This window comes from Bradyrhizobium sp. 87 (assembly GCF_023073015.1).
In the GTDB taxonomy this organism is placed as follows: Bacteria; Pseudomonadota; Alphaproteobacteria; order Rhizobiales; family Xanthobacteraceae; genus Bradyrhizobium; species Bradyrhizobium canariense_D.
Genome location: NZ_JADPIQ010000128.1, coordinates 595,296 through 610,735, shown reverse-complemented (window position 1 = coordinate 610,735; position 15,440 = coordinate 595,296). Strand labels below are relative to the sequence as shown.

The window sequence follows — 15,440 nt, the reverse complement described above, 5'->3', positions numbered from 1 at the left end:
CCGGGAAACAGGCGACGATAACACAACGATTGCGATAATCGAGTGACCCTACAATCCAGGGCGGCGCGTCAGCGCGTCCTCTTGCCCATCGCCTGCGCCGCAAAGGCGGCAAGCCTGGGGTGACGACGCAGGCCCTGCGCGGCGTGGTCGCGCCACGCGAAGGGCATGCCGCGCCAGGACAGCGCGACGCTGACATCCGTCAGCGGCACCGGCTCGGCGCCGAAGCGGCGCTTGTAGTCCTGGTTGCCGATGCTGAGGTCGAAACGGCGCACGCCTTCCGCATGCAGCGCCGCCATAGTGCGCTCGGTCACGAGCAGCCCCGGCGAGCAGTTCGACCAGGAATCGCCGGTGTGGCTGATGCGCAGCAGGAAATAGGTCTCACCGAACCTGACGCCGAGCGCGGTGGCGACAATGGCCTCGTCGCAAACCAGCGCCGAGATGACGGCATAACCGTTCGCGACGCCCCGACGCGCGACCTCGCGATAGAACTGCGCATGGGTTTCGTCGTTGAGGACGAAGCGCGAGCCGAGCTTTCGCATGCGCGCCTGCTGCTGGGCATCCATCACGTCCAGCAGCTCGCGCGCACGCGCGACATCGGTGGCGATCTCGAATCGCGCGCCGGCGTGACGGTTGAAGACGCGCCAGCAGCGTGGCATCTGCATGCGCTTGATCGAGGCCTGGTAATCTTCATAGTCGTCGCCGGTCAGCACGAGGTTGCCGTTGAGCGAGCAGGACCCGATCCGGCCGAGCGACACCAGCGGGTTCGGGTTGCCGCCGATCTGGGCCGGCATCTTCTTCAGGCGCAGCAAATCGAAGCGGTCCGGCAATGCGCGCAATGCGTCGATCAGCGCCGTGCCGATCGCATCCGCCGCCGCCGCGTCCAACGCGGCATCGAGCGCCAGGATCGGCGCGTTGTTGTCGGAAACGCCGAGATCGGCGAATTCGACGATGCGGATGCCGCGCCTGAGGTGGCTGATCATCGGCACGATTGCGATGTCCCTGCCGGTCGTGGCATCGGAGATCAATGCAATCAGCGGCGAGAGATCGTGGAACGCCTCGTACCAGGCGCCGAGCCAGTAGCCATGCTGGAATGCAGTGCGATGGCCTGCGTTCAGGCGCGATGCGGCCCGCGGCCAATCACGCACGAAATCGACCGCGATTGCCGACGCGCTGGACACAAGACCATCTGGTTGCTCGACGCTGAGGATCGTCATCCGCGGGACATACGATTACTGGGCGTTTCCAGATAGATTATGTTTTGTCGCGGCCACAAGTGAGCTCACAGCTTATCGTTAAGCCGATGCCATTGCGGCGGCACCGGCTGCGACAAGTCGTCCGGTTCCATTTCCGCGACGCATTGGAACCTGGCCAGGAAGTGCAGGCCGGCCACGGCAACAGTGAACATGAACCAGATCGGATTTTGCCGTTCGAGCAAGAAGGTCTCGGTGGCCCCGTAATACAGGCCGAACAGCCATACGGTCAGGAACAGCTTTGCCAACGCACCGCTGCGGTTGTGAGTTCGGGCCGTCTGGAAATTGCCGAGCGGCGCGAGCACGAAGACGAGGATCACCAGCAACAGCCCCGGCAGGCCGATGGTGACCGCGAGGTCGAGATAGCTGTTGTGGCTGTGCGCCGCGCTCGTCGCCCATTCGGCGCCCTGGGCGGTCTGCCGCGCGGTCACGTCGTCCCAGAACGCGGCGTAGCCGTGACCGATGATCGGCTTCTCCGCGACAGCTGCGAGCGCGAACTCCCAGATGGCGGAACGGCCGGTGAAGGTGGGATCGAGCGGAAGCAGCCGCGTCATCGCTCCGAGCGCCGGGCTCATGACGCTGCCGACCGTCAGCAGGTTCATCGCGATCAGCGGCACGAAGCAGATGATCCGCTTCAGCCACAGGCCCGGCGTCACGCAGACCAGCGAGGCGAGCGCATAAATCGCAAGGCACAGTACCGACGACGTCTTGCCGCCGGTGAAGATCAGGAAGATTCCAGCCAGCGCGGCGATGGCCGGCCCCATCAAGAACGAACCAATGGCAGACAGGTAAATGCCGACATAAATCAGGATGGTCATCACCGGCGAAGCGATGTTCTTGTGACCAAAGCTGCCGCGCCAGTCGCCGGCCAACTGCGGCTCGGTGACGTCGAGTGCGGTGTGGATCGAGTATTGCGGCGCCACGAAGACGCCGAGATAGCAGAGCGCAAGCAGTACGAGGGCGGCGCCGCCGAGGCACAGGTTGAAGCTGCGCTGCGTCGGCGGCAGCAACGGCAACAGCACCGCGAGCGACATCACGCTGGCTGCGAGCATGAAGCGCTGCATCGAGACTCCGCGATTCTCGGAGAAGACGATGCTGATCAACAGCCAGCCGACCAGGCAGAGATGCAGCGGCGTCACCAGCGTCTTAAGCGCGGGCGCATCCGTTGCGGCGACCAACAGGACTGCGAGCGCGGCCAGCAGGCCCCAGGCGACATAAGTGAGCGCCATTCGTCCGCCGACGACGGTGGTGACATCCTCGCTGCGCAGGTCGGGAAACGGATCGAGCGTCACCAGCACGAGGAGCAGCGCTGCGACTGCGACGAGGCAGCGCGCCGCCCGCACGGCGTCGACCCCTGCAAGCCCATCGCGCAGGACGCCGCCGAACGATCGGGCCTCGACGTCGGTCATGTCAATGGCGCTGCGATCCATGGCTCAAGGCTGGTGGTGAAGCCCGGGGGAAGCTCGAAGTCTTAGCCGATCCGTGTTAAGCATCCGTCAACCAGTCCAGCGGGGCGCTGCGGCACCGCCTGCTGCCGCACGATGCTCCGCGCGATCTCGTAATATTGAAGCGCGCGCTGTTCCAGCGTCAGGTTGTCCAGCACGAAACCGCGGGGATCGAACGTATCGGCGGCGCACCCGGCCCAGAAATCATCCCAGCCCGCCTCAAACCCGGCGATGTCGACGAACTTGGCGCCGCAACGATCGTCCCAGTACGGCACCGACGACACCGGCGCGAATTGGACCCGATGCGGATAGTAGTCGGGGTCTCGCCACGGCCCGCCTGGATCCCAGGCCAGCACCGGCACGCCGCAAGACAATGCCTGCTGATAGGCGATGCCCTGGCTCTCGTTCTGGCAGAGGAAGATCATCGCACGCGATTGCGCGAGCGCGGCCCGATAGTCTTCTTCCTTGTAGCTGCCGTAACGCAGCTCGGCGAACGAGCGGCCTTCCCTCGTGAGCCGGGCGCGGACGGGTTCGATCAGCTCCGCCGCGTAGCGATCGCGGTCCCAGTGCACCTTGTCGTAGATCAGGACGTCGACGCTCTTCTGCGACGTCGCCGGCGGTGCCCAGAGATCCGTGTCGATGCCGATCGGCCAGGCCTCCGTGTCGGGCCAATGCGGCCGATACATGTCGGCGTACCACGGGCCGGGCACCACGACCTTCTTCACCGGCAGGCGCTTGAACAGGTCGGGATCGTCGAGCGGATGATTGTGGGCGGCGACGCCGAGCAGGATCGGATTTTTCCAGGCGAACTTGTCGAGCAAGAAGGTGCGGCCGATGATGCAGGCGAGTTCGCCCGGATGCCGCGCGATGTAGCCATAGTCGTTGACGCGATAGCGGATACCGAGCCGATCGAGCCCCGCACAGAGATTGAGGAACACGCGCAGCTGCCCGCTCATGCGCGGCTCGCCAAGCAGCATGCGACGCGCCATGCGCCGCAGATGCCGGTCGCCGGGAAACCAGCGATCATCCTTGTCCTCGTAGAACAGGTTGAGGACCATATCGTCGGGATCGTAGTCGAATGTCTTTGCGGGCACTGGTGTCCATCCGCGGCGGCCTGATGCGCATTCTCGCATGGGACCGGCTGTCGCACTCTTCCTAATTTGCCACAGGCTTAATGCCGGCGGCTTAACGCTAATTGACGAAACCAACGCTGCGGCAGCCTTCGTGGCGACGCTTTTTTCCCGATGCGAGTATCATCGAGGGCGGCCAGGGTTGCGATCGATCGCATTGCCAAGCGCAGATGCGCCCTGGTTAACAGACCGTTAAAGGCGAGCCGTATCTTGATCACCGCGGAAGACATTCTCGAATTGCCTGCCACATCGCGCGTCGTTCCAGCGGCGCGCGTCCCGCTGCAGGTCGGCTCAACCACGTCGGTGTCCGTCGTCATTCCGGCCAAGAATGTTGCGGCTTATGTCGGCGAAACCCTCGCCAGCGCACTGGCACAAACCGAGGTCACCGAAGTGATCGTCGTGGACGACGGCTCGACCGACGATACCCCCGCCATCGTCCGCGCCATTCGTGACCCTCGACTGCGCCTGATGACCAACGGCGCCGCCGGCGTATCGGCAGCGCGCAATCTCGGCGCGCAGCATGCGAACGGCCAATGGCTGCTCTTCCTCGATGCCGACGATCGCCTGCGGCCCGGCGCGGTCGCGGCGCTGCTGGCGGCTGCGCGTGGCGCGCCGCGAGCGGTTCTGGTCTACGGCGACTACAATACGATCGACAGCGAGGGACGGCAGATCGGCCGTCGGGATCTGCTCAAGGGCCGCCGCAAACCGTCCGGCGACGTGCTGGCGCGGCTCGCCGCCGGCAACTTCATCGTCAATGGCGGCATTGCGCTCGCACGTGCAGAGGCCTTCCGCGCCATCGGCGGGTTCGACGTCTCGCTCAGATATTGCGAGGACTGGCACTGCTGGTGCCGCCTTGCCGCGATCGGCGAATTCGAATTTGCGCCGAACCTTCTGCTCGACTACCGCCTTCACACGGCCAACACCATGAACGCGGCGGTGCGGACGCCACAGGATTTCTTTCCGGCGATCGCGCGGGTGTTCGACGACGGGCTGATCATGGCGCGATTGCCCGCGGGCATGGCGGCCGGGCTGCGCCAGGCCGCCGAGGTTCATCTCGTCACGTATTCGGCAATGCAAGCGGTCCGCTTCGGTAGATATCGCCAGGCCTTCGCCTATCTCGGGATAGTCGGGCGCCGCTCGCTCAAATCGCTGCCGCGTTCCGCGGTCAGGGTCGCCCTCGCCTGCTTCGGTATTTAGCCCGCCGCCTCGGCGTCAGGACACGATCTTCGAGGCCTCATAGGGCTTCGGCTCGATGCCGAACGCGGCGAGCGCCGAGCCGAGCGCGACCATCACGGGATGCATCGCGACGACGGCTTTCGACGATTTCAGCAGAGCGGCCGCGCGCAACAGCGACAGCGGCAACCTCCCGAGCATCTGCGCAAACACCCACACTCGCGCCGCAGCGCCCTGCGCGGCCTTGGACTGCACACGATAATTGATCGCGCCGATGCGCAGGCCTCGCTTCACGATCCAGCCGAAACTGGTGCGGCTTTGCGGCACGGTCTCGGTGATGACTGCTTCCGCCGTCCAGTGGAAGGTCATGCCGGCGTCGCGGCAGCGCACGAAGAAATCGCAGTCGCCGCCCCCGAGGAAGTTGAAGCGCGGGTCGAAGGCGGGACGGGCAAAGCTCTCGAACGCCGCACGCGTGATCAGGCAATTGCCGCAGCCGTAGATCAAGGGCACAGCGCCGCTGTAATCATAGGCGGGACAGAAAACGGGGTGGCGCGAAAGCCAGGGCATGCGGTGGTCCTCGAAGACCGGCAGCACCGGCCCGCCGACCACATCGGCGCCGGTCGCCTCCGCGGTGCGGACCATCAGCTCGAGCCAATCGGGCGAGGCAATCTCGTCGTCGTCGATCATCAGGAACCGGGTCGCGGCGGGAAACAGCGCCAGCGCCGTCTCGAAGGCGGCGTTGATCGCCTGGACGTTGCCTTGCCGTTTCTCGACCAGGCAGACACCCTGAAGTCTGCCATCGGCGAGATACTCCGCGGCCACCGGCGCGCTTTCGCGCCGGACCGCATCGTTCTCGGCCATGACGACGGCGAAAGAGCGCGGGGTGCGCTGGCTGGCGAGCGAGTCCAGTGTCAACCGCAGATGCTGCGGGCGGCGGAAGCAGGGGATGCAGACGACGATACCAACCGACAGGTCGATGATCCGGGAGCTGGCCGCGATCTCCCGGTTGGGATCGCGCACGGCATGCGAGATACGCGTGGCGGACAGGTCTGTCGGGATCAATGTCATGACGTTCTAGATGTCCGAGATAGATTGAAAAAGCCCTGCTTCGATCCCGGGATCAGCGCCGTCCCGCGACGGCACATCGCCCCGGGACGGATGCGTCCCAAAATGAACGGCCGGTTTGAGCCTGACGACGGCGCCAAGGCCGCCGATGTTCCGCCATCCATGCACTTAACCGCTTTCGGGTGTTTCTGCCGCGAAACCTTGCACGCGTGATACTGCAATTCGCGGTCCACCGTGCCGACGGCGGCTGGCGCGGAGGATGCCGTAGTTAACGCACATGCTCATTAACCCCATCGTAAGCACCGCGGCGGGTGAAGCGTCGCGGCATCGGATTTGCTCTACGGGCACACGAGATTTTTCCTGTAAATTTAAGTCGAACAAGCGCGGTCCGAAAAAAATGAACAAGCCAGCCACGATCGATTTCGCGACAACCACGGCGGTCCAAATTCCCGCGGCCATTGCACACACTCAGGCGCTGCACGATCTCGTCCCCGGTGAAGCCCGCGACAGCCTGCTCGCCGTTCACGACGTACTGCGCCGCGAACTGCCACGGGGCCAGCTCGCCACCTACGAAGCCGGAGGCGGCTCGTGCAGCGTCCTGCCACCGGAATTGCTGAACCGCAGCAAGGTCACCGTCGTCGACATCGACGAGGACCAGGTTCGCAACAACAGCTACGCGGACGAAGCGATCCTCGGCGACGTCCAGACCTACCGCTTCGGGCGCGAGACCTTCGATCTGGTGATCTGCTACAACGTGATCGAACATCTTCCCAAGGTCGACGCCGCACTCTTGAATTTCCGCGATGCGCTCAAGCGCGGCGGGATGATTCTGATCGGCGCGCCCAATCCGCGCTCATTGTCCGGGGTCGTCACCAAATACTCGCCGCACTGGTTCCACGTCTGGTTCTACCGGCACATTCGAGGCATCAAGGATGCCGGCCTGCCGGGCGAGCCGCCGTTCCCGACCTTCTTCCATCCCCTGGTGTCGCTGCCGAGGCTCGAAGCGTTCGCCGCCGCCAGTGGCCTCGAGATGATCTACCGCCGTGAGGTCGAGAGCCCGCGCTATCCCGAGATGCGCCGGCGCAAGCCGCTGTTCGCAGCCCTGGTCGACGCCGGCGCCGCCGTTCTCAACGCCGTGCTCCCGCGCGGGACCGACGTCCGCCGCGGCGATTATCACGTCATCCTGCGGAAAAGCTGACGGCCATGGTGCGCGCGCGGCCGATCGCAAGACCAGCGAAGCCTCGCGGCCACGCCGCACGGGGTAACGAACCGTTAATCTCTGAAGGACCGCGCCATCGCACGCGTCACGACGACGCGTCGAAGAGAGGCACGCGCTTAAACGCTTTGTTTGCCATTTCGGTGAATAGTCCCTCAATGAGTATGGTTAATTTTCCCTGTTGCGTTGAGTGGGCACCTATATCTGAGGTGCGTGGCGTAGAGCGAAGAGTACCCCCTCAGCTCGCGGCACTTGGAATGAAAGCTGGGGATCATGCTTGACTATAACCAGCCGATAGATCGGGCCAGACCGGAGGCCCCGCAGCACCGGCCTCAGGCCGGCTTCAACGTGCTGGAGCTGGTCAATCTGCTCTGGCGGCGGAAGATCGCGATTGCCGTTGCCGCGCTGCTCGGTGCGACGCTTGCCGTCACCGTGGGCAAGAGCCTGACGCCCCGCTACACCGCCACCGCCCAGCTCTATGTCGACCCGCGCGAGCTTCAGCTCGTCGACCGCGAGCTAACGCCCCGCGCGCAGGACGTCTCCGGCATGTCGATGGTGGTCGAGAGCCAGGCGCGCCTGATCACCTCCAACAGCGTGCTGCTCCAGGTGATCCAGCAGGCTGATCTGGACAAGGATCCCGAATTCGGCGGCGGCGCCGACGGCAAAGGCGTGATGTCGTCGCTGCTCGGCCTGATCGGCCTTCAGCCCCACGCGCCCTCCGCCGCGGAGAAAAAGGAAGTGCAGCTCGCCGCCCTCGAGGCGCTGAACCGGCACATCACGATCCGCAAGACCGAGAAGAGCTTCATCGTCGATATCGAAGTCTGGTCGACCGATCCGGCGAAAGCGGCAATGCTCGCCAACACGCTGACCAGCGCCTACCTCGCGGAGTCCCGCAACTCGCAGGCGTCAGCCGCGCGGCGCGCCACCAACGATCTCTCCGGCCGCCTGAAGGAACTGCGCGAGCGGCTGCGCAACGCCGAGACCGTGCTCGCGACCTACAAGGCCCAGAACAATTTCGTCGGCACCCAGGACGCGCTGATCAGCGACCAGCAGCTTTCCGCCAGCAACCAGCGGCTTTCCGCCGCCCGCGCCGCGACGATGGACGCGCAGGCGCGCCTCGACCAGATCGAGGCGAGCCGGCGCACGACGGCAGATGCAGGCGCGAACTCCGAGGCGCTGCAATCGCCAACCATCGCCAACCTGCGCGCGCAATATGCCGACGCGCGCAAGAAATATGCGGAGCAGGCCGGCGAACTCGGCCCGCGTCATCCAGCGCTGCGCCAGACCGAAAAGCAGGTCGAGGATCTCAAGCGCACCATCAACGAAGAGATCGACCGCTTCGCCCAGTCCGCCAAGAACGATTTGACGCGCGCCCGCGACTTTGAAGCCTCGCTCAGCCGGGCGCTGGAGGCGCAGAAGCGGCAGAGCGTCCAGCTCAGCCAGGCCGCCGTGCGCCTGCGCGAACTCGAGCGCGAAGCCGATGCCAGCCGTGACGTCTATCAATCCTTCCTCAAGCGCTCGCGCGAGACCGAGGAGCAGGAGACGCTGAACACCTCGGCGGCCCGAATCATCGGCGAAGCGACGGTGCCGCAGCGGCGCTCGTTCCCGCCGGCGATGAGCCTGTTCGCCATGATCGGCTTCATCTTCGGCGCAATCGCTGCATCGAGCTGGTTCGTCGCGGCAGAGCTGCTGGTGGCCGGTGCGTTCGCACCGGCGCCGGCCCGTCCCAATCGCACTCCGTTGCCGCAAGCTCCGCGAGCTCCAGAGCCTTCGCGGGCGCCGGAGACTGCCCGGTCCCAGCCGGTCTCGCGAGCCCCGGAAGTCGCGGAGGCACTGCCGGAACTCGCCGCCCCGCCGCTGCAACCTTCGATGGTCGAGAAGCCCCTGATCGAAAAGCCGCTGATCGCGCGCCTCCAGGAGGCCGACGTCATCCACACGCTCGGTGCCATTCTCGCCACCGGCGGCGGCATCGACCTCACCCGGCTCGGCTGGCCAACGCTGCGCCCCTGCTTTCCACTGACGACGCTGCTCAACGCCTGGCGCGACATGCGCGCTACGGCGGCCCGGCGCGCCGGCGGAAAGACAATGCCGGTCATCGCGCTCGTCGGTGCCGGTGAGACCACCGGGCGCAGCGTGACCGCGCTGAATTTCGCGCTCGCGGCCGCGCGCGACGGCGCCCGGGTCCTGATGATCGATGCCGACCATCAGGCGCACCCGCTCTCGAACAAGGTCAGCCGTTCCGTCAAGAGCGAGCCCAGCAAGGTCGGATGGCTTTCGATCGGCAGCAAGGCCGCGCGCGAGATCAAGACACTCAACGGCATCTCGATATTGCCGGCCGCCGAACGCGACGCCGGCAAGGCCACTGACGCCATCCGCAAGGCCATCGAGCAGGCGCGCTCCGCCGGCGGCTATGACCTTGTGATCCTTGACGGCCCCGCGGCGCCACTCACGGCCGGCAGCCGTAAGCTGCTCGATGATGCCGACGCGCTGGTGGCGGTGCTGCCGACCAGCCTCGACATCAACGACGGCCTGGAGGAGATCTTGAGCACACTCGGCCGCGCGGAGCGCAAGCTCGTCGGCGTCGTGCTCGACGAACTCACCCCTATGGCCCAAGCTCGCCAACGAGGCAGACAATATGCTTGAGCGCCGCATCAATCTCGATGGCCGGGCCGCAACCGCCGACGTGCCGCGGATCACCATCGGCGGCCTTCGCATGGCCGCACTCGATCTGGAAGCGACCGCAAATTTCATGATCGAGGCGACCGATCCGCGCCATCGCATCGGCCGTCCGCTGCACCTGACCTCGGCCAATGGCGAGGTGCTGGCGCGGTGCTCGACCGAACCCGAGACCGAGCGCCTGTTCCGCAGCGCTGACCTGATCAACGCCGATGGCCAGCCGCTGGTGGCGGCGTCCAGGCTACAATCCTGGTTTCCGTTGCCCGAGCGGGTCGCCACGACGGACCTGTTTCACGTCGTCGCGCGCAAGGCTGAAGCGGTCGGCCGCACCTTCTACATGTTCGGCGCCAGCGAGGACGAGAACGCCCTTGCGGTCGAGAACGTCCGAAAGATGTATCCAAACCTCAAGATCGTTGGCTACAGCCACGGTTATCTCCGTGGCGACGCGCTGCGCGCGAAGGTCGACGAGATCAACGCGCTTGCGCCGGATTATCTCTGGGTTGCGCTGGGCGTGCCAAACGAGCAGGCGTTCGTCGAGGAATTCACCCCGCATCTCACCAATGTCGGCGTCATCAAGACATCCGGCGGCCTGTTCAACTTCTTGTCGGGAAGCCGCGCCCGCGCGCCGCGATGGATGCAGAAGATCGGGCTGGAATGGGCTTGGCGCACCTTGCTCGAGCCCCGCCGCCTGTTCTGGCGCTATTTAACCACCAACCCACGCGCAATCTATCTGCTGTTCAGCCGCCATCGGCCCTTTAATAATCGCTGAGTAGACGACGACATGATCGCCGCCGGTTGCCAGCCCCGCCTGCGCTATTTCAACGCCAGCGGCGCCGGTATTGCGCCTTGCGGGCCGGGCTCATAAGCGGCTAAAGAGACTGTCACAGTCGGTGTCGGCAACTTTCCCGGCCGCCGCGTGTTTTGTATGGCCGCCGACACAAGCGGCACAATCGGCTCAGCCAATTGCGCGAGCCAGCTTTTCACAGCGAAGGCCACGATCGAGTCCGCGCATCGGCCTGCTTTCAGGCGCGACCCAAGGGAGCACGGAACGAATGCATCAGGCCGCAAACCTGCAATTCGAGCGCATGATGGACGAGCTCGTCCTCTGGCAGGCCGTACCGGAGGGCGAACGATCGCCAGCGCCGGCCTGGTGGTGGGGTCCGGCAATGGCGGTGCTCGACGCGCACGAGCCGATGCCACACGCGTGGTGTTCTGAACTCGGTCTGAGCCACGACTCGAGCTTTGCCGAAGGCGCGCACGCCCTGCTCGCCCTGTTCGCCAAGCAAACCTCGCCGACCTGGCCGGATGATTTTCCGCGCAAGGCGGAAATCAAGGAAGACGACGCCCGCGAGCTGCACCCGCAGCCGTCAGACGACAGCGCTTTTCAACCGTAGCGCCGCGGCCGCGGTGGCGGCATGGTCCGGCTCCGGCTGGAGCGGCGGCGCGTAGGGCAGCTCCATGGGCTGCAGCAGCTCGGCCATCTGCCGCGCCGGCAGCGGCTTGGAGATCAGGAAGCCCTGCATCTCGTCGCAGCCATGGGCGCGCAGGAATGCCTCCTGTTCGGCATTCTCGACGCCTTCCGCCACCACGGTCATGCCGAGCGCCTTGCCCATGCTGATGATCGCCTGCGCGATCGCCTGGTCTTCCAAATCCTGCGGCAGGTCGCGCACGAAGGAGCGGTCGATCTTGATGGTGTCGATCGGGAAATGCTTCATCAGAGACATCGACGAATAGCCGGTGCCGAAATCGTCGATGGCGAGACGGATGCCGCGACTCTGGATGGCGTCGAGCACCTTGAGCGCGCGCCCGACGTTGCGCATCATCATGCTCTCGGTGACTTCGAGCTGGAGCAGCACCGGCGACATTCCACTTGCGGCGAGCGCCTCGTCGACGTCCTGCAAGAGATGCTCGTCGACAAACTGGCGCGGCGACAGGTTGACCGCCATCGATACCGGCAAAAGGCCGCGGCGCTGCCAGGCCATGGCTTGCGCGCAGGCCTCCTTCACCACCCAGCGGCCGATCGGCACGATCAATCCGGTCTCCTCCGCAAGCGGAATGAACTGCGCCGGCGAGATGCTGCCGAGATCGGGATGCCTCCAGCGCAGCAGGGCTTCCACGCCGGTGATCTGGCCGGTCTCCATGTCCACCTTGGGCTGGTAGTTCAAAGTGAACTGATTCCGCTCCAGCGCCCGGCGCAGCGCACTCTCCAACGACAGCCGCTCGATCGACTGCGTCTTCACTTCCTTGGAGAAGAAGCGATAGCCGTTCTTGCCATCTTCCTTGGCGAGATACATCGCCATGTCGGCGTTCTTTGTTAGCATCTGAACGTCGGAGCCGTTGGTCGGATACATCGCGATGCCGATCGAGGCCGTGGTGTGGCACTCGTGCCCCGCTAGCTCCATGGGCTCGGCAAGCGCCGTCAGCAGCCCGGTCGCGATGCGCTGGACGTCGTCGACCTCGCCGCATTGATCGAGGATCACTACGAACTCGTCGCCGCCGAGCCGCGCCACCACGTCGCTTGCGCGCAGGGCACCACGCAGCCGGTTGGCCACTTCGAGCAGGAGCAGGTCGCCGGCCTCGTGGCCCAGCGAATCATTGATGACCTTGAAACGATCGAGGTCGATGAACAGCACCGCAAAGCGCTGATCGTGGCGCTGCGCCTCGTCGATCGCCTCATGCAGCAACCCGTTGAAGGTCTCGCGGTTCGGCAGGTCGGTCAGGCTGTCGTGCGAAGCGAGGTATTCGATTCGCTCGTCGGCCTGGTTTTTCTCGTCGGCCCGGTCGAAATTCTCCATCGCGAAGGAGACGTTGTCGGCGAGGCGCTGCAACAGCTCGACGAACTCGGCCGTGAAGGTGCCGGGCTCGGTCGACATGTAGATCATGACGCCGACGGCCCGATCGTGTGCGACGAGGGGAAAAGCCGCGCCCGACCGCGCGCCGTCGTTGCGGACAATGGAATGAAAGGCGCGAACGCGATCGTCATTGAGATAGTCGTTGCTGATGCAGGGCTGGCGGGTGCGGAACGCCGTGCCGCTCATTCCGCGCCCCTCGGGGCGCTCGGGGTCGATTGATAGGCGGACATTGCGCGTGGTGTCAGACGACGGTCCGGCGCTCGACACGATCTCCAGCTGATCGCTATCGACCCTCGCCAGCGCAATGGTGGTCGAGGTGAACTTGGCGCCGTTCGATGCGGCGAGACAGACGAGGTCGAACAGTTCGGCGCGCGACTTCGCCCGCATGATCGCCTCGTTGGTCGCGCTCAGCGCCGCGAACATGCGAGCCAAACGCTCCGTCCGCGCCTCGTTGCGGGCCTTTTCCTCGGCGCGATCGAAATTATCGAGTGCAAATGACACGTTCTCGGCGAGGCGCCCGAGCAACTCGACCATATCGGGTGTGAACGTATTCTCTTCCGGCGCGAGGAAAAGCAGAATGCCGATCGGCTCCTGGCCGGCGCGCAGCAGCGGGAAGCTGGCAGCCGCTCGCGTTCCATCTTCGATCGCCTTAGAGTGCCAATGCGCCGCTCGGAGGTCGTGGAGATAGTCGTTGATGACGCTGGGCCCGCGGGTCCGCAGCGACATCCCTATGATTCCGCGACCCTCAGGATGGTCGGCGGAAACAAAGCAGGTGCGTCCCACCATCCGCTCCTGGAGGCGCCCCTTCACGGCGACCACGCGAACGAGTTCACGCTGGTCGTCCATAATGCCGATTGTCGCCGAGGCGAATACGCCGCCGAGCACGGCTGCCTGGCACGCCCCTTCGAACAGCTCCTCGCGCGTCTTGGCGCGCATGATTGCCTCGTTCGTCGCGCTCAGCGCCTCGAACATGCCGCTCAACCTGTCACGCTGCCTGTCGGCCTTCGCCTTCTCGTCGGCACGGTCGAAGTTCTCCAACGCGAAGGCGACATTGGCCTGGAGCTTGCGCAATAGCTCGACGAATTCGTCCGTGAAAGTGCCGCACTCGGGCGAATTGAACAGGAATACGCCTTCGACGCTGTCGCCGTTGAATAGCGGCATCGCGGTTGAGGACCTAATGCCATTGCGACGCGCGCTGGCGTGCCAAGGCTTGAGGCGGGCGTCTGCCAGGACGTCGTTGCTGATACAGGGCCGCCGCGTCCGGAACGCGGTGCCGGTCAGCCCTCGTCCTTCCGGCTCCTTGTCGCTGACCGACAGCCTGAAGGATCGCACTTCCTCGGCGTTCGGTCCGAAGGACGCAACAACACGAAGCAGTCCCGCATCGCGGTCAAGCAATGCAATGGAGGTCGAGGCGAACTTGGCGCCGTGCACCGTGGCTTCGCAAACCAGATCCAACAGTTCGCTGCGCGACCTTGCCCGCAGAATGGCTTCGTTCGTCGCGCTTAGCGCTGCGTACATACGCGCCAGCCGATCCTCCTCCAAGGCGATCTGGGCCTTCTCCTTGTCGCGGTCGAAGTTCTCGAGCGCAAAGCACACGTTTTCGGTCATGCGCAGCAACAATGCGACGATGCCTTCGTCTTTCGCCCAGGCTTTGCTCACGAAGAAAAACAGCACGCCGATGCTGGTGCCACGCTTGATCAAGGGAGCAGCCACGCAGGCGACGGCGCCGGCATTGACGTTGGCCTGCTCCCAGGTGGTCCCCTTGGTGCGATTGACGAGGTCGTCCTCGACGATCGCTTGCTGGGTCCGGAACACCTCGCCGGAGATGCCCTTGCCGTAGGGACTCTCCGGATCAATCGAGTAGCGCGACTGTCTGATCAGATCCAGATTATGTCCGGTCGCTGCCACCGGCGTCAGCCATTCGGAATCCGGCTCGTGCAGCAGAACGAAAGTGGCAAGCGATTTGCCGCTATAAACAGCGGCGTCGCAGACCCGCTGGTACAAGTCCAGCTCAGTGCTGGCTTGCAGAATTGCTTCGTTCGTCGCACTGAGCGCGCCGAACATGCGGTTGAGCCGCCGCACTGCCCGCTCGCCATCCAGGCGGGCTCCCTCGGTCGCGAAGCTCTCCAGCGCGTGAGAGATATTGGCCGACATCCGCTCGAACAACGAGACCATCGCCTCGTCGAGCGAGCCGGCGCCCGACCGCGTAACATACAACACCCCAATACTGCGTCCCATGCAGACCAGGGGTAGCGCCGCGGCCGCGCCGACACCCGCCGCCACCGCGCCGTTGCGCCATGCCAGCGAACGCGGATCGTTCAGGAAATCGTTGCTGATGCAGAGCTTCTGGCTGCGGAACGCCTCGCCGCCCACGCCCAAGCCTTCCGGCGTGCCAGCCTGCGTGGTGATCTCGATCGCGCTCAGCCGCGCCACGTCATCGCCGCGACCAGCGGCAAAGCGAAGCTTATGGCCATCCGGCTCCACAAGGAACACGGCCACGGCCATGAAGTCTCCACTCGCAAACCCGGCGTCGCAGACCTTCTGGTACAGCTCATCCGGCGATTTCGCGTAGAGGATCGCTTCGTTGATGGCGCTCAACGCCGCAAAGGTGCGCGCGAGTGTCGTCGGCACGA

Annotated in this window: 10 protein-coding genes; 5 read left to right on the top strand and 5 right to left on the bottom strand. The window is 65.0% G+C overall.

Going from position 1 to position 15,440, the window contains the following annotated elements:
• Nucleotides 1–68 precede the first annotated feature (68 nt).
• From IVB50_RS34300 to IVB50_RS34290, 3 genes are all read right to left on the bottom strand, one after another.
• The gene (locus IVB50_RS34300) at nucleotides 69–1,214 is read right to left on the bottom strand and encodes a GNAT family N-acetyltransferase (RefSeq protein WP_247299339.1); all 1,146 of its coding nucleotides are present in this window, start codon (nucleotides 1,212–1,214) and stop codon (nucleotides 69–71) included.
• Between the two features lie 65 nt (nucleotides 1,215–1,279).
• Nucleotides 1,280–2,680 (bottom strand): O-antigen ligase, encoded by a 1,401-nt coding sequence (locus IVB50_RS34295; protein WP_018453403.1) that lies wholly within the window; start codon nucleotides 2,678–2,680, stop codon nucleotides 1,280–1,282.
• Between the two features lie 41 nt (nucleotides 2,681–2,721).
• Nucleotides 2,722–3,789 (bottom strand): glycosyltransferase family 1 protein, encoded by a 1,068-nt coding sequence (locus tag IVB50_RS34290; protein WP_247299337.1) that lies wholly within the window; start codon nucleotides 3,787–3,789, stop codon nucleotides 2,722–2,724.
• Nucleotides 3,790–4,035: 246 nt separating this feature from the next.
• On the opposite strand from IVB50_RS34290, the gene IVB50_RS34285 reads away from it, so the two are divergent.
• A complete protein-coding gene (locus IVB50_RS34285) occupies nucleotides 4,036–5,022 on the top strand; it encodes a glycosyltransferase (protein ID WP_018453401.1) in 987 nt (328 codons plus the stop codon).
• 15 nt (nucleotides 5,023–5,037) lie between these two features.
• On the opposite strand, the gene IVB50_RS34280 is transcribed toward IVB50_RS34285, so the two are convergent.
• Nucleotides 5,038–6,066 (bottom strand): glycosyltransferase, encoded by a 1,029-nt coding sequence (locus tag IVB50_RS34280; protein WP_018453400.1) that lies wholly within the window; start codon nucleotides 6,064–6,066, stop codon nucleotides 5,038–5,040.
• Between the two features lie 394 nt (nucleotides 6,067–6,460).
• Between IVB50_RS34280 and IVB50_RS34275 the strand changes: the two genes are divergently transcribed.
• From IVB50_RS34275 to IVB50_RS34260, 4 genes are all read left to right on the top strand, one after another.
• Nucleotides 6,461–7,261: a methyltransferase gene (locus IVB50_RS34275; RefSeq protein ID WP_018453399.1), complete on the top strand. Its 801-nt coding sequence runs from the start codon at nucleotides 6,461–6,463 to the stop codon at nucleotides 7,259–7,261.
• 291 nt (nucleotides 7,262–7,552) lie between these two features.
• On the top strand, nucleotides 7,553–9,922 hold the full coding sequence (locus tag IVB50_RS34270) for an exopolysaccharide transport family protein (RefSeq protein ID WP_247299335.1): 2,370 nt from the start codon (nucleotides 7,553–7,555) through the stop codon (nucleotides 9,920–9,922).
• Nucleotides 9,915–10,724 carry a WecB/TagA/CpsF family glycosyltransferase gene (locus IVB50_RS34265; RefSeq protein WP_018453397.1) on the top strand — a complete coding sequence of 270 codons (810 nt, stop codon included), beginning with the start codon at nucleotides 9,915–9,917 and terminating at the stop codon, nucleotides 10,722–10,724. Before IVB50_RS34270 ends, IVB50_RS34265 begins: the two co-directional genes overlap by 8 nt.
• A 283-nt stretch (nucleotides 10,725–11,007) precedes the next feature.
• Nucleotides 11,008–11,349: a hypothetical protein gene (locus IVB50_RS34260; protein ID WP_018453396.1), complete on the top strand. Its 342-nt coding sequence runs from the start codon at nucleotides 11,008–11,010 to the stop codon at nucleotides 11,347–11,349.
• On the opposite strand, the gene IVB50_RS34255 is transcribed toward IVB50_RS34260, so the two are convergent.
• A complete protein-coding gene (locus IVB50_RS34255) occupies nucleotides 11,323–15,438 on the bottom strand; it encodes a GAF domain-containing protein (protein WP_018453395.1) in 4,116 nt (1,371 codons plus the stop codon). The two genes, IVB50_RS34260 and IVB50_RS34255, sit on opposite strands and share 27 nt — an antisense overlap.
• Nucleotides 15,439–15,440 lie beyond the last annotated feature (2 nt).